Source organism: Paenibacillus sp. Lou8.1 (assembly GCF_024213565.1).
Taxonomy (GTDB): Bacteria; Bacillota; Bacilli; order Paenibacillales; family Paenibacillaceae; genus Paenibacillus; species Paenibacillus polymyxa_B.
Map to the genome: position 1 here is coordinate 362,493 of NZ_JANAVN010000001.1, position 24,220 is coordinate 386,712.

Consider the following 24,220-nt stretch of genomic DNA (forward strand, 5'->3'; position numbering starts at 1 on the left):
GGCAAGCCCTTTTTGATGCAGATTTTTGTTAGAGACCAGTTGCAACTTTTAGCTTCGGTATCTATTCCTATCCATTCTGCTGGAGTAGCAGCGGTACAATATACTGCCGGAAAATATCCACAGGAGCCCGTTTCTTTTTGAATTTATCAGCGGTAACGACAACAACCATGTCATACGACGGGACGACAACAATGTATTGCCCACCGAAGCCGAGAGCGTAAAAATATTCTCTTTCAGTTCCTGTCTCTGTTTCATCTGAAAAGGAAGAAGTCCACCAGTGCCAGCCGTAAAATGCTTTTTGTGGTTTGGCAGCAGGAAGAAACGGACGGGTTGAATATCGGACTGTCTCTGTTTGGATGATCTGCCGTCCTTCCCAGCCTCCTTCGTTCAGATAAAGCCGCCCGAATTTGAGCATGTCCATCGGTCTGAGATGCAGTCCGAATCCACCCGTATGCGTGCCCTGAGGATCGGTCTCCCAATGGTAGCTTTCGATACCGAGCGGTTGGAATAATTGCTGCTCGGCAAATTCAACAACTGTTTGTCCAGAAACATTACGTAATATGGTGGCCAAAAGTTGAGAACAGCCAGAACTGTATTCCATTCGTGTGCCTGGCACATCCGATAATGGCTGTGAAAGCACAAATTGCACCCAGTCTGACGTTTTGCTCATGGTAGGAAAAGAGTTTTGCCCGCCAAATTCCGTCCAGTTAAAGCCTGCGGACATCGTCAGCAGATGTTCAATCGTAATATCACGCTTTTGAGAATCACTATCTGTGGCCAACTGGGGAAAGAATTCGAGGATTGGTGTCTCCGGTTTCGGTCCCCGTTGCTGGTCCATAGCGATACTAACTAATGCGGAAATCACGCTTTTGGTACAGGAATTTATTTTATAGAGTTCGTTAGCAATTTGAGGTTCACGATAATAATTCATGATCATGTTACCCTGCTGCTCAATAAGGCAGCTGCGGGTTTCCAACTCGTTAAGCACGTGAATAAGTGGCTTGAGTTCCAGGCTTTTCATGCAGATCCTCCTTGAGGCTTATGGCATACCAATACATAGTATATCACTTTTATAGTCTAGAATTCGAAGGTTACAAACTGAAAACAGTTCATTTACCTAATTTTGAATTTATTTGTTTTTTGATATTAAAAAAGATATATATGTTCACTGAATAGACACAAATATATTTAAAAATCTATACACTTTTTCTGTTTCATTCAAAAAAACAGTCGAATAAAACGATATATAGTAAGTTGGACATTTTATTCAGAAATAACTGGGGGACCGATTCATGAATTTAACCATTAAGGCCAAAATGATTCTTAGCGCGATACTGATCCCGAGTGTGATTGCAGCCATGCTGCTAACCAATTACATTTTAAGCGTACATAGTGAGAATGAGTACAAGGATATTATGAATCGTGAAGAGGCTATTGCGTATAACTCGAAGTCTCTTCAATTTTTGTTAAACGGCATATCTAATGATGAGCGGGCATATTTGCTAACTCGTGACGAACAGTACGGGCGAGAGATCGGAAACAAGCAGAGTGAAGTTGCAAAGTTGCTACAGGAGACAGAAGCTCTGCTTAGTGCAGGTAATGAGGATTCTAAGAAAAAGATGACTGATCTCAAGACGGGAATTAATACCTATATGAATCAAGTTCATCGTTTACTGACTACAGCGGGGTATCAGAGTACAAGAGATGATGCTTTCCCGCCATTTTCTGATTTGCTCGATGATTTTGAAAACGAACGGGTGTTGCGCAAGCAACTGGATACCAAGGTAGTAGCCTTTGTCAAAGCTCAAGAAGATATGGTGACGGTGAAAGTACAGCAAGCGCACCAAACGATGACGAATACATCCTTGATTACGAGTGTTGTAGGACTTCTAGTTATCATTTACAGTATTTTTCAATCCATCGTGCTGATTCGTTCCATTCGTCCATTACACCATATGAATGAGCAGCTGTTGGAAATGTCTGAAGGTGGGGGAGATTTGCGTAGCCGACTTGATATTACGTCCAAAGACGAAATCGGTATGATTGCAAGCTCCTACAACAAGCTTATTGAGGGATTCCGCAGTATTATAGTGGATGCGCAGGATACGGCGCGTACATTAACCGTGACCGCAGAGCGGGTTAGCGTAAGTACGGAGGAAATGAATCAGGCCAATCGTCATACTTCCGGTGTAATGGAAGAGCTAGCGGCTGGTATGGAGCATCAGGTCGATGATATTACACAAACTACAGATACCGTGAAAGAGCTAGCCCACGAACTGGAGCATATTGCAGCTACGAGCCAGCAGGTGTACGAGTTATCTGATACAGCCGCTAAAGATGCAGAAGCAGGAGAACAATCTATAGGTCAGGCTATGCGTCAGATGGAAAAGGTAAGCGAAAGTGTAGACAGCTCTGCACGTGCTGTGCGTTCACTTAGTGAACAGGCCGAACAGATTGGCATGATTGGAGCTGTCATTACCGGAATAGCCAAACAGACAGGAATGCTAGCGCTCAACGCGTCGATTGAAGCGGCAAGAGCCGGAGAGCAGGGGAAAGGATTTGCTGTTGTAGCCTCTGAGGTAAGAAGATTGGCCGAGCAGGTATCCGTTTCAGCAGCAGAAATTACACAATTTGTGCAAAATATTCAGGAGCATGTTGGAAATGTCGCTTCCAGTATGCAGACAGGCACGGTTGAAGTGCAGTCTGGCGTAAAGGTCATGCAATCCGCAGAAACCGCATTTCGTCAGATTGGGAGTTCCATTCAACAGGTCAGCGAACAGATTCACAGTGTAAATCGGTCCGTAGAACAAATGTCCGGTGGATCCGAGCGAATGGTGGAAGCAGTAGAACGTATTCGTGAAGTAGCAGAGCAGTCGGCAGGGGGAACCCAGAGTGTCAGTGCGGCGGCTGAAGAGCAACTGGCTTCCATGGAGGAAATTGCGTCTTCCATTCATACACTGGCGGATATGTCGCAACTTCTGAATGCAAGGGTCGGTGGATTTAAAGTGTAGCCGCATAAATTCCCACCAATGTAAACACAATAACATCTGTTGAACGAATCAGAACAGCTGTGTTATTACTTTTGCAAAGGTGGTAACGGGATGCAACAAAATAAAGGGAATCTGCTTGCGTTAGGTTCCATCCCGCTGATGATGACGCTGGGTAATTCCATGCTGATTCCAGTTTTACCGGAAATCGGACGTAAGCTACATGTAAGCTCTTTTCGGATTAGTATGTTGATTACAGTATATGCGGTGGTGGCCATTTTACTGATACCGATTGCGGGCTATCTTTCCGACCGATTTGGCCGTAAGGCGGTGATTGTTCCCTGTCTGATTCTGACTGTGATTGGAGGGGGGATTTCTGCGGTGGGGGCATGGCTGCTTCACGATTTGGCAGCTTACTGGACCATTATTGCAGGCCGTCTACTCCAGGGTGCGGGAGCGGCAGGGGCTTTTCCTATAGTCATTCCGCTTGTGGGCGATCTGTACGAAAATGAGGATGAGGCCAGCAAAAACCTAGGGGTAGTTGAGACCTACAACACATTTGGTAAAGTGCTAAGTCCGATACTCGGTGCTGCGTTGGGAGCTGTTCTATGGTTTTTGCCATTGGCGGTGATTCCGGGCCTCTGTCTGATTTCGCTCATTTTAGTGCTTTGGCTGATTCATGTGCCCAAGCGTAAGAACCAACCGATTATGTTTCGAGAATTTGTGGGAAATGTGAAGCAAGTGCTTGCCGAAAAAGGACGCTGGCTCTATGCTATTTTTGCAATGGGCGGTATTTGTATGTTTGTCATTTTTGGCGTCCTGTTTTACTTATCTGACATACTGGAAAGTCGTTACAACCTCCATGGAGTGTGGAAAGGTTTTGTGTTAGCCATTCCGCTGATTTCCCTCTGTCTGTGCTCTTATGTAGGAGGCAAGATCATCGGCAAGCACAAAAAGCGCATGAAGTGGATCGGTTTCAGTGGTTTGGCCGTATTGACGATCAGCTTTGCCATTCTCGGATTTTTCCAAAATATTTATGCGGTGATCGGATTGTTTACGTTAGGGGGCGGCGGGATTGGGCTCGCACTGCCTTGTTTGGATTCCCTCATTACGAAGGGAATTGAAAAAGAGGAGCGCGGAACCATTACTTCGTTGTATAGCAGCATGCGCTTTGTCGGGGTATCGTTAGGCCCTCCGGTTGTTTCATTGCTGCTGGGTCGCAGTGGACATGGTCTGCTTTTTGGCGTGATGGCCGCAGTGGGAGGCATTGCAGCTATGCTGATGCTGTTTGCGGTCAGACCCAAGCAGGATGAACCCACAGATGACAAATCCACTGACCCTATGAATGTGGATAAGGGGCTAACAGATGTGTCCCGAGAAAAGCCTCTTTCTCCTAAGCTAAGACGCAAAGCTCCTGTGAAATAAGAAAAAACACCCGTTGTCATGAAATCATGGCAACGGGTGTTTTTGAAAACTGAGCAAGTATAAACTAATATTCAATTGTAAATTATAGACTTACCCTTCTAGAGGGACATGTGTCTTAGGCTTACGGCTTGCGACGATTTGTATGACATAGATCAGTAAGAACAGTACAATAAACAGCGAGGAGAGACGGTACATCCACGCATAATCACTTGCTTTGGCGATAATGCCAAGTATAAGCGCTCCGGCTGCAACCCCAAAATCGAGGGAATTGAGAAACATTCCGTTTGCCATACCCCTCTGTTTAGGAGACACGACCTGAATCATCCAGGTTTGCAGGGTCGGCTGCATAACACCAAACCCGATACCGTAGCAAAGAGCAGACATATACATGAAGACATCACTGTGCGCATAGGAAAGCAGGATCAGACCGCCAATTAAAAACAGGGAGCCGGGGATGAGCAGTGCTTTTGCCCCCTTTTTGTCATAAATACGGCCCGAGAAGGGACGCACGATCAGCACGGATACCGCATTAAACAGGAAAAAGTAGGCAGGATGCGCCAGATTTGCTTCATCCCCGTAAAGCGCCATAAAGCCGAGTAACCCACCATATGTGATAGACATCAGCATGTTCAACAAGGCGGGAATCCACAATTTACGGTTAAATGCCGGTTTTCGCCCTTCTTCCAAAGGAACCATAGGTGGTTCGATGTGCCCCTTAGGTAGTGTACGAATCAGCCAGTAAGCCAACGGGAATATCACAACAATTACAGCTGCTGTCGTATAGGCAAGCAGGTTGAAACTCCCGTATTGCAGCATCGAAATGCCGATGGTTGGCCCAATTGACATTGCTAAACTGGTGGAAAGACCAAAAAAACCCATTCCTTCACCGAGACGTTTGGGCGGGATGACGTCAGAGGCCATCGTTGGAAAGGCCGTACTACTCATACCGAAGCCGATTCCAAACAACATCCGCATGAGCAGGAGCACTGTAATCGTCGGTGAAACGCTGTATCCCAGTGTTCCTGCTAATGCAAACAGCAGTCCGATGAAGATCAGGGTGCTGCGATGTCCTTTTTCCAGCATACGGGCTGAAAAGAGTCGTGCTGCAATCGCACTTAAAGCGAATAAGGTGGTAACGAGACTGACCTGAACGGAACTGGCGTGGAATGCATTTTTCACATAGGAAGGGATAGAAGAAACGATCATTTGTAATTCCAGAAACAAAAATAAATTGGAAACCGTAAGAACGATAAATTCCTTGGTCCAAAGAGGTTGCTTGCCTTGTTGCATATTAATCGTTCTCTCCTTGTTTTTCTGATTCGGTCATGTTGGCGTGAATTTGTAAAAGAGTCTGGCGGAATTGCTTCAGATTAGCTGAGGAAATTCCTTTTACAAAATCGTGGTTGGCATCAAGTTCGACAGGAAGAGTCTCTTTCACCAGTTGTCGGCCTGCTTCAGTCAAATGAAGCAAATAGGCCCGACGATCCTGTGGGCTATTGACACGCCGTACCCAGCCCTTCTTGTCCAACAAATCAATAATTCGAGTCGTGGTAGGCTGGTCCTTCACGGCCTTAGCTGCAATTTCTTTCTGATTTAAACCCTCAGCCTGATAGATTTGGTACAGAACCGACCATTGTTCTGGGGATATATCATAAGGTTTGAGGCGCTGCAAGAGCTGCTGACTCATTTTGCGGTGAGTAATCCCGAGTAACATCCCAATGGAACAATCGGAAGGCAAGTTATTCATAGATACTCCTTTCTGTTTCCCGTACATAAATTACTTCGAAATTAATTAGTTGTTATAACAATTATATGAACAACAAGTTATTTTGTCAAAAAAAGTTGTTCAGTGTTTTGGGTTCTGCCATCACTAAAGCCAAAATAAAAAACAGCCCGTAAAATACGGGCTGTTTGGGTTGATATAGTATCGTTTGCCATGACTGGCGAATTAAGCTTTTGGTACAGTTTCCCAGTCCTTCAGGAAGCGTTCGATACCGCTGTCTGTCAGCGGGTGTTTCCACAGAGAAGGGAGCAAGGAACCTGGAATGGTGGCAATATGTGCACCAGACAGAGCAGCATCTTCTACATGCTTAATATTACGGATGGATGCGGCGATGATTTCGGATTTCAGACCATGAATGTCCAAAATTTGTCTCAGCTCACGAATCAGCTTCATACCATCAACAGCAATATCATCCAGACGTCCTACGAATGGACTGATAAAAGTAGCGCCAGCTTTGGCTGCCATCAAACCTTGAGCCGCGGAGAAAATCAGTGTTACATTCGTTTTGATTCCGTTCTTGGTCAGCTCGTTACAAGCGTACAAGCCGTCTTCGGTCATAGGAAGCTTGATAACCACGTTCGGTGCCCACTTGGCGATATCATAAGCTTCTTTGAGCATATCTTCAGCCTTCAGACCAATAACCTCAGCACTTACGGGACCTTCAACGATACTGCAAATCTCCTGAATGACTTCCTTGAACACTCGACCTTCTTTAGCGATCAGTGAAGGGTTCGTTGTTACACCATCAACCAGACCCAAACGTTCAATACGTTTGATTTCTTCAATGTTACCAGTATCCAAGAAAAATTTCATTTGATTTCCTCCTCAGGTTTATATAATACATAATACATATCACATGCGATGTACAATAGTTCATTTAAATGTAGCATATTGCACACGTTAAACTTATAATTAGTATGTATTACATTCTTAATTGTGACACATTTTAAATTCGAAAACAAGCTGTGTATGATTAAAATTTGATGAATTGTCGGAAGAAGCTGAAATTTACCGATCTATGCTCGTCTATAATGTATACTACCCCACTCCATAAGGAGGTAATCACTATTCAACTGTCTGAAAGACAGCGGGAAATTGTTGAAATTGTCCGGCGTCTGGCACCTGTTACGGGGGATAAAATTGCTGAAACACTGGGACTGACGCGTCCGACTCTCCGTTCTGACCTTGCTCTGCTCGTTATGCTCGGGCTGGTGGATGCCAAGCCGAAGGTAGGCTACCTGCCAGGACGTTATCCCAAATATGATAGTCATATCGGCAACATGCTCAAAAAGCTGACTGTGGCAGATATACTTAGCGATCCGATTTTGATTTCCGGTGACACGACCGCCTATGATGCAGTGCTGATGTTGTTTCAGCAAAATACAGGCACGCTGATGGTCACAGGGGAGGAGCAGGAGTTCATTGGGATTGTTACCCGCAAGGATTTGCTGAAGGTCATGCTGGGGCATACCGATCTTCACACCGTCCCGGTGACCATGGCAATGACGCGCCGGGCCCAAATGATGACGCTTGCTCCAGAAGACACTTTACTGGAAGCGATATCGAGACTGATTCGGCATCAGGTCAATTGTCTTCCAGTTTTGGACGAGCAATGTAGCTCCTCAACTCCAATTCGGGGGTTGGTAGGACGGGTTACGAAAACGGATATCATGAACGCCATTCTGAGCTTGACAGAAGAAAAAACGTAAAACATTGAATAAGGGGGCCTTGTATGTACTGGTTGGCCATGCTGACGATGCTGATTGACCATGTCGGACTTGTGTTTTTTCCGACGGATCCGGCTTGGAGAATTGCCGGCAGGCTTGCTTTTCCAATCTACGCGTACGCGCTGTATTTGGGATATACTCATACCCGAGACATACGGAGCTATATGCTCCGTCTACTCGGACTGGCTCTGATTTCTCAAGTTCCCTATATGCTAGCGTTTGATGTGCTTAGACCGAACGTAATCTGGACGCTATTGGCCTCGTTGCTCGTGCTGGCTGCTGCATCCCGCTTGAAGCACTGGACGGCTGTAACGGTTCTGTACGTCCTTTCAGCTCTGGTTATGGAGCTCAGCCAGATGGATTACGGAGCCTATGGACTGCTGTTGGTTCTCATTTATCGATACACCCGTTCATATATGATGATTGCAGCCCATTTTATTTTGAACGTAGTGTATGATATAGTGCATCACGCGAATCTCCAACACTTTAGTCTGCTGTCCAGCATTCTGATCGTATGTTTTGCAACTGGAGAAAGCGGATTTTATAATAGGGTACCGCGCTGGTTGTGGCGTAGCTTTTACCCGGTACATCTGGCTGTTATCGCTGCAATTCGTATCTGGCCCTAATCTACATCTTATATAGCAAAAGAACCTTTAAAACCACGACATAAATGGTTTTAAAGGTTCTTTAGTTTTCCTTTATTAAGCTAGCCAATGTTTAGGATACCTTGTTGGGACCTTGGGCAAAAGGAAGTGGGCGAAGGGGAGCACCTTCTTTCATGTATTGCACCAATACCTCTGGAATATTGTGTATTCCACCTGCATTGACGCGATAGCCGTTCGTTTGCCCTGGCGAGTTAATCCCCCGTTTCACCGTGAACGTAACGTCAATTCCCAAGGAACGGCAAATTTCCAGCGTCTCCTTGGTATACCCACCATAAGGGAAGGCAAGTACATTCTGATCATTGTGTAGATGCTTGAACAGCTTCTTGTCAGCCATGCCCAAGTCGGTATAAACCCGCTGTTTGAACTCATTCTCGGTTTCCATTCGCCCCAGCTTTTTCGAATACACCGGACCCATCAGAAGTGGCTTTTGTTGGGTGCGCGCTGTGTTGGAGTATCCGTAAGCATGCTGGTCATTGGTATGGTTGTAAAAATCAATACCCTCGGCATGCATCTGATGAATTTGATCCCATGTCAGCTTAGGAATTCCAATATGTTTGGGATTGCTGATCGTGGACGTGATGAGAAAATTGGTTGCCGGTACCTGGTACTTTTTCAACACAGGAAAAGTGTCCGTATAAAAGGACTCATAGCCGTCGTCGAATGTCATAAGTACTGCATTATCAGGAACCTTGGCTTTATGTAAAATAAAGTCCGTATACTCTTTCATCGTGATCCAGTGGAAGCCGTTAGCTTTCATTTCGTCCAACTGCCTCGTTAAATTACTAAGCTTGAGAGCGCCGGGATCAGGTGGAGTCTTGGTCACCTCATGATACATCAGGACAATGACTTTGTTTTGGTAATATACTTTATCTGGTGTAGGCGTCAGTGAGAATAAATGGCGTACCAGTCGATCTGCATGAGCTGTACGTGTACGATGAGTCCCTTTAACTGTGGGTGTGTGGTATATGCTACGTGCTTCATACACCAAAATCCCTAAAATAGCGAACAAACTTATGATTAGCAACGTTCTTTTAAAAAAAGTGTGTTTCATTGAATGACATCCCCCGCATGCAAAAAAATTCTGAAAGTATAGAGGTTTATACTAAATATGAAACTAGCAAAATCTAGTCTATCATACCGAAAACATGCGGGGGAAATATCACAACTTTGTTACCTCTGTGTTGCTTTTACAGATACCGATGGAGAGGTCGGGAAGTAACCGATCTCGACGGCATGCTGGATCATGTTCCGAATAAAGTTAAGGTCGGTTGCCGGGCATTGAACGCCAGCTTGTTCCAGCAGAGCTGCGGTTACAGAGCATCCGTAACGGTAAGCTGAATCCTTGGCTCCGTCACCTTCCAGTTGTCCCATAGCAAGGTGAAGGGCATCCTCCTGAATGCCGGAAGACGGATTCAGCAGCCAAGCGCTGTAATCGTCAAAAGGCAGGGTTTCTACTGCGTAACCGAGTTGGTTTACCATAGCGATCAGTTCATCATATGGCAGTGGGTTCGGATTGCAGATATGGAAAATGCGGTTTGCGCTTTTTTGATGAACGGACAGCTCTACGATAGCACGGCTGGCGTAATCAATCGGTGTGAAATCCGTATGCCAATCGGCTTGTGGCGCTTTGCCCAGCAGCAGCATCGCTTTCATCATACGATAATAAGCATTGCTGTCGATATTTCGCTGGAAGCGTCCGTTGGCCGAATGGGCTGTCAAATTGCCTGCGCGATAGATCGAGACAGGCGTACCCGCTTGAGCTGCTTGGAACAACAGCTTCTCCGCTGCGAGTTTACTGTTCGTGTACAGGTTGTCCACGTTCAGTTCGTCTGGGAAGGCAGAAAGCTCCAATGCCGACTCCCATTTTCCTTCGTTAGCTAGATCCTCCGGTATTCCCATAGTAGAGACATGATGGAAGGATACTCCTGGCTTGGCTTGAGCGATTTTCAGCAGTTCGAGTGTTCCGGTCACATTCGTGCGATCGAAGGCTGCCGAATCACCAAAATGGCGAACGTCAGCGGCGCTGTGAATGATGCCGTCGATTTGGTGCTCCAGCATATGGCGGTCGACGGAAGAGAGACCCAGATCAGCTTGCTCCAGATCCCCATAGACAGCTTTTACCCGTCCTTCAATCAAGCTGGAGATATCTTGTCCAAAATATCCCGTCAATACGGACTGAATACGCTCGATACCGGATGGACCGTCCTGAGAAGGGCGTACCATCGCGTATACTTTGGCTTCTGTCCGTTGAAGTAGGTCATACAGAATGTGCGAGCCCAGATAGCCTGTAGCACCGGTTAACAAAATCACGTGCAAGTCGCGGACTTCAGCTAAGTCAGAAGCACCAGACAACTCAATAGGATGCTCATTCAAGTCCATTTTTTCTTGAGAAATCGCGAGTGGCTTGCGTTGCGGCGTTTGTTCCGTACCTAATTGTTCCACGTATTCAGCAAGCTCGCGAACGGTTTTGTAGCGGAAAAAATCTCCGATGCGCAGCGCGCCATAACGCGGCTTTAGAATAGCCAGCACATGAATGACACGAAGCGAATCGCCCCCGATCAGGAAGAAATCATCGGTAGCGCCAATGTTATTTTTACCAAGCACTTGAGTCCATGCTTCGGCAATGAGTGTTTCGGTTCCTTCTCGGAGAGGTTCCCCGCCAAATGAAAGATCAGACGCTTCGGGAAGTGGTCGCAGGGCCAGCTTTTTGCGATCGATCTTGCCAGTTGGTGAAATTGGCATGGCTTCCAGATGAACGACATGGCTTGGTACAAAATAAGAAGGCAGCTTGCCCCCAATATAAGACTGAATAACGTCTTGTGGAATGGATTGTCCATCCGAAGTGGTAAAATAGCCAACTAACATGTTCTGATCTGTGTGATCTTTGACGGCTACTACAGCGACGTCCTGAACACCTGGATGTTTGGAAAAATGGTCTTCAATTTCTCCAATTTCAATCCGATTCCCCCGAATTTTGAGCTGTGAATCCTTGCGACTTACGTATTCAATCGTACCGTCTGGCAGCAGCTTGGCGATATCACCCGAGCGGTACATTTTTTCACCCGGAACAAAAGGGTTGTCCACAAACGATTGAGCTGTACGTTCTGGCTGATGGAGATAGCCATGGGCCAACGCAGGCGTAGCAATACATACTTCACCCGGAATATTGACAGGGCAAAGCTTGTTATCATCGTTAACGATATACACTTTGTAATTGTAAATCGGCTTGCCGATCGGAATATTGACGACATGCTCAGGCACGGCACCACGGACTCGATGGGTCGTCGTCGCTACGGTGCATTCGGTCGGTCCGTATACGTTTACGATGTCGGTATCTGTACCGAATTTGCTTTGGAACGCTCGAACTTGTGAGCCGTACAGCGCTTCGCCTGCCACGGTAACGATCCGTACCTTAGCGAGTTTGCGATAGCCTTCGTCTGACAAGTACGTAGATAGCTGATTAAAGAATACGGTCGGCAAAATGGTAATAATCGTCGTGCCTGTACGTGCAATGGCTTCAGCGAATTCTTCAACAGATACACGTTCTTCGGCAGACAGCAAGTACAATTTTGCACCGTAAAACAAGGCTCCAATTGTATCCCAAACGGATGCATCGAAGCTGTAGGTTGCAAATTGGGTCAATACATCCTGAGGTGTAATGTCGCAATCGCGTTGCACGACAGCTCCTAGGTTAACGACACCGCGGTGAGCGATCAGGGCACCTTTCGGTTTGCCTGTAGAGCCGGATGTATAGATGACATAAGCTAGATCATCCGGACTTACATTAACGTTTGGATTGCTTGCAGCATAGCCTGCCAGTGGTCCGTTAATTGCTAAAATTTCTTTTACCGTCTCAATGGAACCGCACAGTTCAGTCGCTTGTTTCATGAGTGCGGAAGTTGTTAAGACAAAAGGAGAACGCGTGTCTTCGACAATGTAGCTGCTCCGGTCGGCGGGGTGGGCGGGATCAACAGGCACATACACGCCCCCGGCTTTCAGGATACCCAGAAGGGAAATAACGGTCTCCAAGCTTCGTTCCATGAAGATAGTCACGAATTCACCTTTGGTAAGACCTTTAGATAACAAGACACGTGCGACTTGGTTAGCACGTTCGTTCAACTCACGGTACGTGTACTCTCCAGTGTGGGAAGCAATAGCCGGACGATCAGGGTATTGTGAAGCTGCCTCCTCAAACATTCCATGAATAGTTTGATGCTCAGGATATTTCACGACTGTATTATTTAAAGCTTCGTGAGCAGCTCGATCTGCATCTGATAATATATCAATGGAGTTCACAAGTGCATGGCTGTTGGTTAGCGCGCCGCGCAAAAGAGTTTCAAAGTATTCTGCGTATCGGACAACCGTTGTTTCCAGCAAGAGTGATTGATCATATCGGATCTGTATTTGATAAGTGCCATTGTGTTCACTAACAGCCCAGTCCATAATACGGGATTCTGCTCCGCTGTCCGTAGGCAGATTTGCCGAAAATGAAGTATCGGCTTGTGGTTCCGCTAGGTATGCATTAGGCTCACGGAGCATCTCCTGAAATAAGTCTGCTAGTTCATGAAAAGTCGTTTCCTTTTCGACTGTCAGCGAAGCTGTAAGCAGACCGGTTTGTGGCACAAATGTAGAAAAAGAAACTTCTTCTTCTGCGGATAGGCGATATACCCATGCAGTATATGCTGATAAGAGCAACGCTTGTTTGTCATCCGCAGTTTTTTGCTGATTTAATTGTTCCGAGATGGACGCTTCTAACTCTACTTGATAAGTAGAGGATGTATGCTTGCGTTGTATACGTGCACAATCCAAGGGAACTAGGAATGGGGATGGGGGTGTCTGTGTGCTGTTTTGTAGTAATGAAGCCATTACGCTAACCTCCTGAATGTATGAATTCTTAATATAAATGGTAAACTCAGTAAATGCCTCCGATCCCTTCAAATGCATGAACAGGAGGGAGGCATTCCCGAATGATTTACTTATAAATGTTGGATCTGATAAATGGTTATTATGATTTGGTACGGTTGGTGTCTGCAATTTTGAAATAAGATGTAATTTCTTGAAGCTCTTCAGACATGGACGTCAATTTATGGGATGAATCAATAATCGAATCCAAAGAAGCTTTTTGCTCCTCCACCGTTTGCACAATGTGAACACTGTTATTGGCTGTTTTGGTTACAGTGGAAGAAAGATCGTCTGCTGTCGCGGTCATTTCTTGTGTACCCGCAGATATTTGCTCAGTAGCGCTGGATACTTCTTGGATTTGCCATGCTACATTTTTAGTTGCTTGAAGAATATCATTGAACAGCACGCCTGCTTGTCCGGCAACGACGATTCCGTTTTGAACTTCAACGTTTCCTTGCTCCATCGACTTCACAGCTTGTCCGATTTCACTTTGAATTTCTTCAATCAGGGACGTGATTTGTTTGGTTGCATCCGCGGATTGTTCTGCCAGCTTACGTACTTCACTGGCAACAACGGCAAAGCCTTTACCTTCTTCACCAACGCGCGCAGCTTCAATAGAAGCGTTCAAAGCGAGCAGGTTGGTTTGACTGGAGATGCCTGAAATGGTACTGATGATATTGCCAATTTCCTGCGAACGACTGTCCAGCAACTTGATGATACGGGAAGTATTGGTGACTGTATCGGTAATCAAGTGCATTTGGGATGATACCTTGCTTACAATCTCATTGCCTTCGTTAGAACGTTTCTCTACCGAATTGGCTTCTTCCGCAACATTGGAAGAACTCGTGGCAATATTTTGAATTACCGAAGCCATTTCAGCCATGGCACGTGCACTATCGCCTGTTGCTTTTTCCTGCGAACGGATATTCTCCGTGATTTCACTGATGTTTTGATTGATGATGTTGGAGTTGATTCCGTTTTGTTCGCAGATTGCGAGTAGTTCCTTGGCAGATTCATTAACTTCATCAGTTGTCTGCTTCACTTTGGTCATAATGCTGTTAATATGACTTACCATATCGTTGAAATTCTGATTTACGAGCCCCAAATCATCATGACCTGCATGAATTTGGACATCCAGATTTCCTTTGCTTACTTCGCTGATACCGTACATCAGTTGCTTAATCGGGGACAGCGTGCGTTTCACAACCCAATATTGAAGCGCCAGGCAGATCAGTAGGAAAATCACTAAAATGGTAGCGCCGCTAATGAGCAGCTTGGTTAAGCCGGCAGGTACGGCGCCAGCATCTGCATCGACTGCAAAATATGCAAAGATTTTGCCACTTGAATCTTTAATCGGAGTCATCAAAGTCGTCCATGTACCAAAAGAATCATCGTAGAAGCTAGTGAATGTTGGTTTGCCACTGTCCAGCATACCGGTTACGCCGACTGCCACGACATTGGGTTGCTCGTACATAGAGCCAACGAGCAGCTTATCTTTTTCAAATGCTTCTCTGAGATCCGTTGGCATCGCCACAATAGATGTTAGATTGCCGTTTTCGAGCTCCGTCCCGAATATATAGGCATGAGAGATATTCGGATTGGTCGCCATGATGTTATCTAGGTACGTGCGGAGTTTGGTTTGAACGGGTCCATCATAGTTTTTCTCTTGAACCGCTTGGGTTACTTCATCGGAATTAATGCCCTGAGCCCACTTCAATGTGATTTTTTCCACTTGTCCATGCAATTGGTCTATCAAAATCGTACGTTGGATCAAATAGCTGGACACAATAAGGACTAGCCCAATCAATACGATGTTGAAGAAGGATAATAATAAGTTTTTGGTGAAGAATGATAAGCTACTCCACTTTTTCAAAATGTTCCACTCCCTGGTTGTATTTTTGTATATGGTGTTGAACCGCTTATCGAATGAGATAATCAAGTCCCCCTTACAAACATAATAATCGAGATAATAGACCCTTGAATTTTATGTAATAGGTCTTAAGTCCTTTCAAAGACAAGTATGATATCCCTATATATATGTCGTACGAAAAGCTCTTGAAATGAATACCTTACACAATAAAAAATTAATTTTTAATAGGTAAACGCTATCTGTGTTTCAGTATATTCCAATTTATACTTCTACTTGAAATTCGAATTTATTACAGTCCATAAGCAACTATTCAACAGAAACCATCATACTTTATAATAGAGTCAAATGCACTTATCAATTTGGGACATTTTTCATATTTAACGTTGGAAATGCTTGATTTATCGCGGTTTTTGTGAATTGTTTGCGAAATGAGTCCTTATATCCATGCAAAGAGAAGAGGGATAAGAAGAATGTCCAAGCTTACGATTTTAAAGGTTGAGAGTCATCACGAGGATCTGCATGAGTTGATTCAAAGGCTGGATGAGGACTTGCTGGAAAGGTATCCTGCCAACGAAATTTACTTGGTTGATTTTTCCAATCCGAAAGTTAAAGAAATGGTTTTCGCTGTTGTGTATGTGGACGAAAAACCGGTGGCTTGTGGAGGGCTTAGGCCTATAGATGCGGAAGAAATGGAGCTCAAAAGATTTTATGTCGATTCCTCTTATCGCAGACAAGGAATTGCGGTGAGCCTATTATCTTTTTTGGAAGAGGAAGCCAGCAAACGGGGAGTTGTAAGGATTAAACTGGAGACCGGAGCGGCTCAACCTGAAGCGATTGCTCTCTATACCAAGCGGGGATATGAACCTATTGAACGGTTTGGGGAGTATGAACACGATGAAAACAGCCTTTGTTATGGTAAAAAGCTGTCTCTGTTATTATAAAGCGTTCTCTTATAAAATGGATGATGATCAATACTAGCCTATATAGCGGGAGAGATGATAATGAATTTGAAGCAAAAAGCGGCCGAAAAAGCAGTTGAGGCGATTCAGGACGGCATGAAAGTAGGACTTGGTACAGGCTCGACAGCCTTTTGGGCTATTCAAAAAATTGGTGAGCGTGTAGCGCAAGGATTACATATACAGGCTGTAGCTACATCCCAAGCTTCGGAGGATCAGGCCAGGGAGCTGGGAATTCCCATCATTCCGTTTGATCAGATTGGAAGGCTTGACGTTACCATCGACGGTGCAGACGAGGTGAACGAGCAGCTGGTGCTGGTAAAAGGTGGAGGCGGAGCCCTGCTGAGAGAGAAAATTGTGGAAAGCAATAGCGACCGATTAATTATTATTGTCGATGAGTCCAAGGATGTGAAGGTACTGGGTACATTTCCTTTACCCGTTGAGGTCGTACCCTTTGCCAGTGAATGGACGTTGGAGGCTTTGCGGCAGACAGGCTGTAAGGCGGAGTGGCGTATGAAAGACGGCGAGCGCTTCCTTACGGATAACGGTAATTATATTGCTGATTGTCGCTATGGTACGATTGAGAATCCGCAGGAGTTGGAAATCCGCTTGAATCAAATTCCGGGTGTAGTCGATAACGGACTGTTCATTAATATGGCGGACCAGGTTATTATCGCACGGGCCAATGGACAGATCGACGTCCGTAACAAATAATGTTTAGGACCCGCCTGCTTCATCATATGGCGTTGGTGTTATTGATTTTATATACAGGGTTTCTATTATATTGGATGTTTCTCGGTTTTGGTCGTACATTACGGCCAGGACCCCCGTATTCGTATAATATTGTTCCGTTTGATACGATCAGGCAATACTGGCGGGCAATGGAGTCGTTTCCTTTTCGGGTATGGGGTGTTAATTTGCTCGGCAATATTGGCGTATTCATTCCCTTCGGTATTCTTGTGCCTATCATTTGGGTGTCCATGCGAAGTATAGGCAGTCTGTTGTTAACGATAGTGATCGCACTGGTCATTCTTGAGGTGTCCCAAATGCTGCTGGGCGCAGGTACAATGGATGTAGATGACATCATATTGAACGTTCTGGGAGTATTATGCGGCCGTGCTGCCTACGTGTTTTTACGTAAGAAGTTAGGGATTACAACATAATCGTCCTGCTCTCTGGATCAGTGCATTAAGACTGACTGAGAGCGGGCTTTTTTTACATAATGAACTGTAACCTTCACATAATAGACGGTAAGTCCTCCATTTATAGGCCGTAGGAACAGGGGAAGTGAACGCTTAAACTTGACAAAAGTGCACAATTAAGATATCTTGGAATAAAGATATGAGTAACGGAGGCTGTTAATATGTCTGTAAAACCAGATGATCAGGACTTAGCGCTTAATTTGTTCGTTGTTCTGGCTCGTGCTTATAATTCGGTCACATCCCGTACGAATCGGGACATTCATAGTCATGGATTAAATACAACAGAATTTGGTGTGCTTGATCTGCTGTATTATCGGGGACCACAGCCTTTGCAGAAGATTGGAGAAAAGGTACTAATCTCTAGTGGGAATATTACGTATGTGGTAGATAAACTTCAGAAAAAAAACTTGCTTACCCGTCGTGCATCACAAGATGATCGGCGTGTGATTTATGCAGAATTGACTGATGATGGACGTCATTTCTTTGAGCAAATATTCCCGCAGCATCATCGTGTCATTATGGAGACCGTAGATGGCTTATCTGTGGAAGAGAAGGAGCAGGCTATTCATCTGTTAAAAAAGCTTGGACTCACGGCTGAGGGGCAGAAGAGTAACGGATCATAAATTGTGCGTGTGCAGGTTAAAACTGCTTTTAGATAAAATACCGACTTCTCGGTATTTTATTTTTTTGTCGTATTTTGGGGAGTAGGGTTAATGTATAGACGCAAATCAGGTATAATTGTCTAATAGTCACGTCTGGAACAAATCCCCAGTATCTGTTTCGAATACAATACCTTGTCGGGGAAGGAGCTGTACATGAGTATACAGCAATATACCGCAGGTGAATCGCTATTGATGCAAGCAGGAGCTTTGGCTGAATTAGTTACCCATAAGCAATACGAATTACAGCCCGATCTTTTGCAGCGTTTTGGGGATAACGGTAAAATAAAGACAAAACAGGATTCTATATATAGTTTGAACTATTTAGCTGAAAGTGTAATCATGAACAGCCCTATTTTATTTACACAGTATGTTTCTTGGTTAAAAAAGCTTCTGGAGGGTTTCGGCATAACCCAAGAAGATTTGAGCATCAATTTCAGATTAATCCAGGAGACGTTGGTAGAGCATTTCGATCATACAGATAAAGCTATGGTGCTGGAGCATCTGGATTTGGGGATACAGCAAATAGGGAAGAAAGAGGAGTATGCCTCTTTTATTACAGATGATAATCCCTATGCTGCTGACGTGGCTCAATATTTGGAACATTTACTCTCAGGTAATCGCAGACAGGCTTTGGATTGGATCGTCCGTTTGCTGGATGAGGGTATCTCTATTCAACATACGTATAAATATATTTTTCAAATTTCGCAATATGAAATAGGTCGTCTATGGCATGAAGGCAAAATCACCGTTGGTCAAGAGCATTTTTGCACTGCTGTGACTCAATTTATTATTTCCAGCCTGTACCTCCAATGGATGGGAAATGGAAATAAGGAACGCTGCCTCGTGGCGGCGTGTGTAGGCAGCGAGCAGCATGAAATTGGTCTGCGTATGCTGGCTGATATATTTGAAATGGATGGTTGGGATACGTATTATTTAGGCGCCAATGTACCTAACCGGAGTCTGCTTCAGGCCATTGTGAGTTACGAGGCGGATGTGGTGGCTATCTCAGCTACCATGGCTTACCATGTCCATCTAGTGAAAGAGTTGATTGCTCTCATTCGGCAAGACCCAACGACTAGCCATGTGAAAATTATGGTCGGAGGCTTGCCTTTTAATCTCGATTCCCACTTGTGGCAGGAAGTAGGGGCGGACGGATACGCACCAGGTGCGGAGGAAGCGCTGGAGGTTGCAGGGGACTTACTTTCGCTCAGGAAATAAGGTTAGTTATGTGAACCTGTAGTCATTTTGTAAAGGGGGCCTTTTAATATGAAGGAACCGACAGCAGAAATGGCTGTCCTGCGGAAAACGGTCGAACAATTAACGGATGAGATTGTGAAAAGCAAGGCTGAGGAAGAAAAGTTGCTGAATGAATTTTCATCAATGAACAACGAGCTGGTCAATCTGCAGCGTCAGCTTGCCAAAAGCAATGCGGAATTAACACGGACGAAGGAAGAAGCGGTACGGGCTAATGACCTAAAGAGCACTTTTCTGGCTGTGGTTAGTCATGAATTCAGAACGCCAATGAACGGAATACTTGGAATGATTGAAATGTTAGGTTCATCCAAACTTTCCCCAGATCAACGGCAGGCCATCGGTGTCATACGTGAGTCAGCCTCTCTGTTGTTGAACATGATTAATAATCTGCTCGATATATCTAAAGTGGAAGCAGGACAGATGGAACTCGAGATTGGAAACGTCAGAGTGCAGGCGATTATGAGCCACGTTGCTCAGTTGTTGGAGCCACAAATCTATCAGATGGGTAACCGTTTGAGTATAGAGACCGATTCCGGTGTGGCAGAGCATCTGGAAGGAGATTCGGCAAGGATCATGCAGATCTTGCTCAATCTGTTGAACAATGCGAATAAATTTACCAGTGAAGGATTGCTCATCATTCGAACAAAATTGGTGGAGGAAACAAAAGATTCCCAACGTGTTCGGTTTGAGGTGCAGGATTCGGGTATTGGTATTTCACCGGAGGATCAGAATAAGCTGTTTCAGCCTTATGTACAAGCCGGTGAAGGCAGCGTCTCCCAATATGGAGGAACGGGTCTAGGGCTATGGATATGCAGTTCATTTGTGGAACTCATGCAGGGAGAAATTGGGGTCGTCAGTAAAGAAGGCCAGGGCTCCACGTTCTGGTTTGAAATTCCCCTCATGAAAGGATCGGAGCAGGCAGACGAAATGGAGAAGCATGAAAATGGTGATTTGAAGGCATTTAGCGAGTTGCTGCGTGAGCATAGTCATTCTCAAACTATTTTGGTGGCTGAGGATAATCGGGTGAATCGGCAGGTGGTGCAATTGCAGCTTAACCACTTGGGATTCCAGCATATTGATTTTGCTGAGGATGGACAAGCTGCTGTAAGAGCGGCCTCCGAACGATCCTACGCTTGTATTCTAATGGATCATCATATGCCTCTGCTGAATGGTCATGATGCGGCAAAAGCGATCCGCCAGCGGGAAGCAGAAAACCAGCAACCCCCTGTACCGATCATTTCTTTGACCGGAAATGTATCCGAGGAGGATCAGGCACGGAGCCAGGAGGTTGGAGTGAACGATTACTTGATGAAGCCAGTAACGATTGAAAAGCTCTCTGAAAAGCTTGTAAAATGGCTTCCAAAGCCGGAAACCGAGCCGATTTTGGATGAGGAAGTTATACGTGAAATTATGCTGCTGGACGAGGATGGCAGCACGGGACTACTGGAGTCATTGGTCGAAATGTATACGAGTGATACACCTGCCAAAATCAATAAGTTAAATGAACTGGCTGCTGCGGGCGAAGTTACAAAAGTAGTAGAGGCTGCTCATGAGTTGAAATCAGGCAGCGTGAGTCTGGGTGTCGGACGTTTGTCCTCGTTGCTGTCCGATATTGAACAGCTTGCACGGGAGAACCGACTCGAGAATGCGAAAGCGAAGTTGTCTGCGCTCCAATCTGTCTATCAAGCAACGTGTTCAGAACTGGAACGTTATATTCACCAGTGCTAGCCAGGTTTCCCCCTTGTTAGACTTGCATACGGAAGGAGGACGTAAGAGACATATATGAAAGAACAGTTGCGTTCTATTCACCCGCTGGCCTGGACGATTATTGTCGGTACTATTTTTGGGCGGATGGCGACATCCATGAGTATCCCGTTTTTGTCTATTTACCTTACCACCCGTTTAGGGGTGTCCCCCTTTCATACGGGGGTGATCGTATCGGTCAGCTCGTTGGTCGGCATTTTTGCCAGCTTTTACGGTGGATATATTTCAGATCGAATCGGACGGCGTAAGGTGATGCTGGTGTCCATTGCGAGCTGGGCGCTTGTATTCGTTGCTTTTGCGTTGGCGGAAGCGGCCTGGGCCTTTTTTGTCATTAATGCTCTGAATGGACTGTGCAGATCCTTGTTCGAGCCAACCTCACGGGCGCTGTTATCAGATGTAACCCCGAAGGAGAAAAGACTGCTTATCTACAATATGAGATATGCGGCCATTAATGTTGGGGTGGTGGCAGGACCGTTGCTTGGTTTAATGTTAGGATCTGCATCCACGGGTACGCCGTTTATGGTTGCTGCTGGTGTGTACGCATTGTATGGGGTACTGTTGTTGATCCAATTTGCCCGGTATGCATCGGATCTGCATATAGGTACAACAGCGGGAGAGGCTCCACTGCGAATGGGTGAGGCATTCCGTACAGCCAGCCGTGACCCGGTGTTTATGCCAATTTTGCTGGGAACGGTATTTTGTGTGATGGGCTATGCGCATTCCAATTCCACAATGCCTCAATTCTTGTCCTTATCCTTCGCAGAAGGAACCCGATGGTTTACATACATGCTGACGGTCAACGCGGTTTGTGTATTGGCATTTCAATATCCGCTGGTGCGACTGGCAAGCCGATTTTCCCCGGTGAATTCTTTGATTGCAGGGAATATATGTATTGCGATCAGCCTGTTGCTGTGCGGTATGCTAAACTCAGGCTGGATGTTTATACTGGATATGGTGCTGTTTACGGTTGGTGAAGTGTTATTGTTCACGATGCTGGACGTATTGATTGACCAAATTGCAGATGCTCAATATAAAGGGACCTACTTCGGTACAATCGGCTTTAATAATTTGGGAAGCGTGCTGGCTCCTTTATTTGGTGGCTGGTTGCTGGATATCTATGGTCAAACGGCGCCGCTTGCCGTTTTTGTTCCGGTTGCCCTGTCGGTTGTGATTGGTATTCCATTCCTTCTGGTCGCACGCCGCCGTCTGGTGCAGCGTACAGCACAGATCGTGGCTCAAGGAGGAGAATCGGTGCAGCAACTGTCATCATAAAAAGGGAGTTGAGTGCAGGATGAAGTCTGAAGAAAATGTGCTACGAATCATACAATATATGAATGATCCGCAGGTACTGCAAGACTTGCGCTATGTGCGAGAGCTGAAGTTGCCACAAGGATGTATTGCCGCAGGCTATGTACGTAACCGGGTTTGGGACAAGCTCCATGGTTATACAACTGCTACACCTTTAAATGATATTGATGTTATTTATTTTGACCCGAAAAATACGCTAGAGGAACGAGATGAGTATCTAGAATTGTCCTTGAACCGTAAGCAGGCCGGACGTAACTGGTCTGTCAAAAATCAGGCTCGGATGCATATTCGCAACGGGGAGGCTCCGTATTCCTCGGTAGAGGATGCGATGAGCCGCTGGCCAGAGACGGCAACGGCTGTAGCGGTTAGATTGAATGACAAGGATCAAATAGAGGTCATTTGTCCGCATGGATTGGAAGATTTACTGGATATGCGGGTACGGCAAAGCCCTTTGTTTCGTCACACAACGGCTTTTCGTCAGCGTGTATTTGAGAAGCAATGGCTTGATAACTGGCCGTTGCTTATTATGGAGAATTAGAGTGTAATCCTAATTTCAGGATATTAAGGAGAGACGACAAACAATGTTTAAAAATATAAAAACAGATTCAGATCGTGAGGAGGTTCTGGAACTGTTAACCTACGCTGTACTGGATCACCCTGAACGCGGAGAAGCAGCTTTACGTACCTATCAAGCCTCGGATGACTGGAAGCTGTTCGGTGTAGAAGATGAAGGACTTATTGTAGGTATTGTCGGCTTTGAGGAGCAGGAGGATGGGACAACCGTAATTCGTCATCTGGCCGTGTTGCCTGAAAACCGTCATAGAGGATATGCCAGAGGTATGCTGATTACGCTCATTCAGGAGCGTAATCCGAAACGGCTTACTGTGGACACGGATGCGGAGGGGGCAGATTTCTTCCGCAACGTGGGCTTTGCCGTCTATGGATCAGAGGATTTGCCAGAGGGTGGGCAATTCCATTGTGTATATGAAATAGACGAAGAATAAGCGAATCTCCGGGTCCCGCGTCCCTCTTTCTACATAAGATATGTTATGTAGAAAGAGGGAGGTGAGTTTCATTGGCGTACCATTACACAGCGATTGGAGATTCTTTAACAACAGGTGCAGGGACGTTGCTGAGCGGCGGATTTGTACCTATCTATCGGCGAATGGCAGAAAGACATCTCCGTACGCCAGTCAGTTACGAGAATCTCGGAATCAATGGGCTGACATCGCAGGAGTTGCTGTCAATGGTCCGCAACAATCCGCTTTTTCGGTCGGCGCTCAGCCGGGCTGAACTTATAACCGTAACGATCGGCGGAAATGATCTGCGCCCATACATCAGCGCCCTTGCTGGAGGTTCCGGCTTGTCGGGTTCTTCCATTCCGCAAGCGTTGAATCACACAAAAGAACATGTGCGCCAAATTGTACATGCCCTGTATCAGATAAAGTTCGGTCAGCGTGAGCCATTTATCATCCGAATGGTGGGATTATATAATCCTTTTCCAGGGGTGAGGGAGGCGGGAGTATATGTGCGCCAGTATAACTCGTTTCTCTATACATTGGGCGGACCAAATTATCGGGTGGCGAACATTTATCCCGCATTTGAGGGCTATGAACGGGCACTGCTTTCGTTAGATCGGGTGCATCCGAACAGTCGTGGTTATCGCGTGATTGCAGAAGAGCTGAATCGGCTTGGTTATGCGCCGTTACGGTGAG

Annotated in this window: 21 protein-coding genes; 14 read left to right on the forward strand and 7 right to left on the reverse strand. The window is 45.7% G+C overall.

The genetic code is table 11. The features are described 5' to 3' along the window. Positions 1-67: 67 nt before the first annotated feature. Entirely contained in the window at positions 68-1,021 is a 954-nt protein-coding gene (locus NLX78_RS01745; protein ID WP_254325867.1) for a serine hydrolase domain-containing protein, read from the reverse strand. A gap of 271 nt (positions 1,022-1,292) precedes the next feature. Here NLX78_RS01745 and NLX78_RS01750 point away from each other — a divergent pair, with 271 nt between their 5' ends. Next, on the forward strand, positions 1,293-3,011 hold the full coding sequence (locus NLX78_RS01750; RefSeq protein ID WP_069291672.1) for a methyl-accepting chemotaxis protein: 1,719 nt from the start codon (positions 1,293-1,295) through the stop codon (positions 3,009-3,011). A gap of 90 nt (positions 3,012-3,101) precedes the next feature. After that, positions 3,102-4,412: an MFS transporter gene (locus tag NLX78_RS01755; RefSeq protein WP_165175743.1), complete on the forward strand. Its 1,311-nt coding sequence runs from the start codon at positions 3,102-3,104 to the stop codon at positions 4,410-4,412. Between the two features lie 90 nt (positions 4,413-4,502). On the opposite strand, the gene NLX78_RS01760 is transcribed toward NLX78_RS01755, so the two are convergent. From NLX78_RS01760 to fsa, 3 genes are all read right to left on the reverse strand, one after another. Further along, the gene (locus tag NLX78_RS01760; RefSeq protein ID WP_061831311.1) at positions 4,503-5,702 is read right to left on the reverse strand and encodes an MFS transporter; all 1,200 of its coding nucleotides are present in this window, start codon (positions 5,700-5,702) and stop codon (positions 4,503-4,505) included. A gap of 1 nt (position 5,703) precedes the next feature. Further along, positions 5,704-6,159, reverse strand: coding sequence for a MarR family winged helix-turn-helix transcriptional regulator (locus NLX78_RS01765; RefSeq protein ID WP_254349461.1), 456 nt, complete (start codon positions 6,157-6,159; stop codon positions 5,704-5,706). Positions 6,160-6,360: 201 nt separating this feature from the next. Beyond that, entirely contained in the window at positions 6,361-7,008 is a 648-nt protein-coding gene (gene fsa, locus NLX78_RS01770) for a fructose-6-phosphate aldolase (RefSeq protein WP_013309811.1), read from the reverse strand. A 218-nt stretch (positions 7,009-7,226) separates the two neighbouring features. Here fsa and NLX78_RS01775 point away from each other — a divergent pair, with 218 nt between their 5' ends. Then, positions 7,227-7,904 carry a CBS domain-containing protein gene (locus NLX78_RS01775; RefSeq protein WP_069291676.1) on the forward strand — a complete coding sequence of 226 codons (678 nt, stop codon included), beginning with the start codon at positions 7,227-7,229 and terminating at the stop codon, positions 7,902-7,904. Between the two features lie 23 nt (positions 7,905-7,927). Then, positions 7,928-8,548: a TraX family protein gene (locus NLX78_RS01780; protein ID WP_254349462.1), complete on the forward strand. Its 621-nt coding sequence runs from the start codon at positions 7,928-7,930 to the stop codon at positions 8,546-8,548. A 91-nt stretch (positions 8,549-8,639) separates the two neighbouring features. Here the strand turns inward: NLX78_RS01780 and NLX78_RS01785 are convergent, their stop codons facing one another. The 3 genes from NLX78_RS01785 to NLX78_RS01795 all read right to left on the reverse strand — a co-directional run bounded on the left by NLX78_RS01785 (position 8,640) and on the right by NLX78_RS01795 (position 15,362). Then, on the reverse strand, positions 8,640-9,638 hold the full coding sequence (locus NLX78_RS01785) for a polysaccharide deacetylase family protein (RefSeq protein ID WP_250261752.1): 999 nt from the start codon (positions 9,636-9,638) through the stop codon (positions 8,640-8,642). Between the two features lie 119 nt (positions 9,639-9,757). Beyond that, the gene (locus NLX78_RS01790; RefSeq protein WP_254349463.1) at positions 9,758-13,453 is read right to left on the reverse strand and encodes a non-ribosomal peptide synthetase family protein; all 3,696 of its coding nucleotides are present in this window, start codon (positions 13,451-13,453) and stop codon (positions 9,758-9,760) included. A gap of 139 nt (positions 13,454-13,592) precedes the next feature. After that, positions 13,593-15,362 carry a methyl-accepting chemotaxis protein gene (locus NLX78_RS01795; protein WP_250261750.1) on the reverse strand — a complete coding sequence of 590 codons (1,770 nt, stop codon included), beginning with the start codon at positions 15,360-15,362 and terminating at the stop codon, positions 13,593-13,595. A 467-nt stretch (positions 15,363-15,829) separates the two neighbouring features. On the opposite strand from NLX78_RS01795, the gene NLX78_RS01800 reads away from it, so the two are divergent. The 10 genes from NLX78_RS01800 (at position 15,830) to NLX78_RS01845 (ending at position 24,219) form a co-directional block, all read left to right on the forward strand. Beyond that, positions 15,830-16,300 carry a GNAT family N-acetyltransferase gene (locus tag NLX78_RS01800; RefSeq protein WP_250261749.1) on the forward strand — a complete coding sequence of 157 codons (471 nt, stop codon included), beginning with the start codon at positions 15,830-15,832 and terminating at the stop codon, positions 16,298-16,300. 60 nt (positions 16,301-16,360) lie between these two features. Then, positions 16,361-17,029, forward strand: coding sequence for a ribose-5-phosphate isomerase RpiA (gene rpiA, locus NLX78_RS01805; RefSeq protein ID WP_061831319.1), 669 nt, complete (start codon positions 16,361-16,363; stop codon positions 17,027-17,029). Then, positions 17,029-17,478 (forward strand): VanZ family protein, encoded by a 450-nt coding sequence (locus NLX78_RS01810; protein ID WP_254349464.1) that lies wholly within the window; start codon positions 17,029-17,031, stop codon positions 17,476-17,478. The genes rpiA and NLX78_RS01810 overlap by 1 nt, the downstream gene beginning before the upstream one ends. Before the next feature lie 200 nt (positions 17,479-17,678). Next, positions 17,679-18,140, forward strand: coding sequence for a MarR family winged helix-turn-helix transcriptional regulator (locus NLX78_RS01815; protein WP_013309820.1), 462 nt, complete (start codon positions 17,679-17,681; stop codon positions 18,138-18,140). A 192-nt stretch (positions 18,141-18,332) separates the two neighbouring features. Next, positions 18,333-19,397, forward strand: a complete 1,065-nt coding sequence (locus NLX78_RS01820; protein ID WP_254349465.1) for a cobalamin B12-binding domain-containing protein — start codon at positions 18,333-18,335, stop codon at positions 19,395-19,397. A 48-nt stretch (positions 19,398-19,445) separates the two neighbouring features. After that, positions 19,446-21,161, forward strand: a complete 1,716-nt coding sequence (locus NLX78_RS01825; RefSeq protein WP_254349466.1) for an ATP-binding protein — start codon at positions 19,446-19,448, stop codon at positions 21,159-21,161. A 54-nt stretch (positions 21,162-21,215) separates the two neighbouring features. After that, positions 21,216-22,469, forward strand: coding sequence for an MDR family MFS transporter (locus NLX78_RS01830; protein WP_254349467.1), 1,254 nt, complete (start codon positions 21,216-21,218; stop codon positions 22,467-22,469). A 19-nt stretch (positions 22,470-22,488) separates the two neighbouring features. Beyond that, on the forward strand, positions 22,489-23,043 hold the full coding sequence (locus NLX78_RS01835; protein ID WP_254349468.1) for a nucleotidyltransferase family protein: 555 nt from the start codon (positions 22,489-22,491) through the stop codon (positions 23,041-23,043). A gap of 43 nt (positions 23,044-23,086) precedes the next feature. Then, complete coding sequence (locus NLX78_RS01840) at positions 23,087-23,509, forward strand: GNAT family N-acetyltransferase (protein ID WP_254349469.1); 423 nt, start codon at positions 23,087-23,089, stop codon at positions 23,507-23,509. A 71-nt stretch (positions 23,510-23,580) separates the two neighbouring features. After that, positions 23,581-24,219, forward strand: coding sequence for a GDSL-type esterase/lipase family protein (locus NLX78_RS01845; protein ID WP_069291687.1), 639 nt, complete (start codon positions 23,581-23,583; stop codon positions 24,217-24,219). The last annotated feature ends 1 nt before the right edge of the window (position 24,220 follow it).

Coding starts and splice junctions, on each gene's coding strand:
- NLX78_RS01785 (WP_250261752.1), bottom strand. CDS start 9,638: ATGAAACACACTTTTTTTAAAAGAACGTTGCTAATCATAAGTTTGTTC.
- NLX78_RS01825 (WP_254349466.1), top strand. CDS start 19,446: ATGAAGGAACCGACAGCAGAAATGGCTGTCCTGCGGAAAACGGTCGAA.
- NLX78_RS01830 (WP_254349467.1), top strand. CDS start 21,216: ATGAAAGAACAGTTGCGTTCTATTCACCCGCTGGCCTGGACGATTATT.
- NLX78_RS01775 (WP_069291676.1), top strand. CDS start 7,227: ATGTATACTACCCCACTCCATAAGGAGGTAATCACTATTCAACTGTCT.
- NLX78_RS01760 (WP_061831311.1), bottom strand. CDS start 5,702: ATGCAACAAGGCAAGCAACCTCTTTGGACCAAGGAATTTATCGTTCTT.
- NLX78_RS01765 (WP_254349461.1), bottom strand. CDS start 6,159: ATGAATAACTTGCCTTCCGATTGTTCCATTGGGATGTTACTCGGGATT.
- NLX78_RS01815 (WP_013309820.1), top strand. CDS start 17,679: ATGTCTGTAAAACCAGATGATCAGGACTTAGCGCTTAATTTGTTCGTT.
- NLX78_RS01745 (WP_254325867.1), bottom strand. CDS start 1,021: ATGAAAAGCCTGGAACTCAAGCCACTTATTCACGTGCTTAACGAGTTG.
- NLX78_RS01780 (WP_254349462.1), top strand. CDS start 7,928: ATGTACTGGTTGGCCATGCTGACGATGCTGATTGACCATGTCGGACTT.
- rpiA (WP_061831319.1), top strand. CDS start 16,361: ATGAATTTGAAGCAAAAAGCGGCCGAAAAAGCAGTTGAGGCGATTCAG.
- NLX78_RS01755 (WP_165175743.1), top strand. CDS start 3,102: ATGCAACAAAATAAAGGGAATCTGCTTGCGTTAGGTTCCATCCCGCTG.
- NLX78_RS01840 (WP_254349469.1), top strand. CDS start 23,087: ATGTTTAAAAATATAAAAACAGATTCAGATCGTGAGGAGGTTCTGGAA.
- NLX78_RS01810 (WP_254349464.1), top strand. CDS start 17,029: ATGTTTAGGACCCGCCTGCTTCATCATATGGCGTTGGTGTTATTGATT.
- NLX78_RS01750 (WP_069291672.1), top strand. CDS start 1,293: ATGAATTTAACCATTAAGGCCAAAATGATTCTTAGCGCGATACTGATC.
- fsa (WP_013309811.1), bottom strand. CDS start 7,008: ATGAAATTTTTCTTGGATACTGGTAACATTGAAGAAATCAAACGTATT.
- NLX78_RS01820 (WP_254349465.1), top strand. CDS start 18,333: ATGAGTATACAGCAATATACCGCAGGTGAATCGCTATTGATGCAAGCA.
- NLX78_RS01800 (WP_250261749.1), top strand. CDS start 15,830: ATGTCCAAGCTTACGATTTTAAAGGTTGAGAGTCATCACGAGGATCTG.
- NLX78_RS01835 (WP_254349468.1), top strand. CDS start 22,489: ATGAAGTCTGAAGAAAATGTGCTACGAATCATACAATATATGAATGAT.
- NLX78_RS01790 (WP_254349463.1), bottom strand. CDS start 13,453: ATGGCTTCATTACTACAAAACAGCACACAGACACCCCCATCCCCATTC.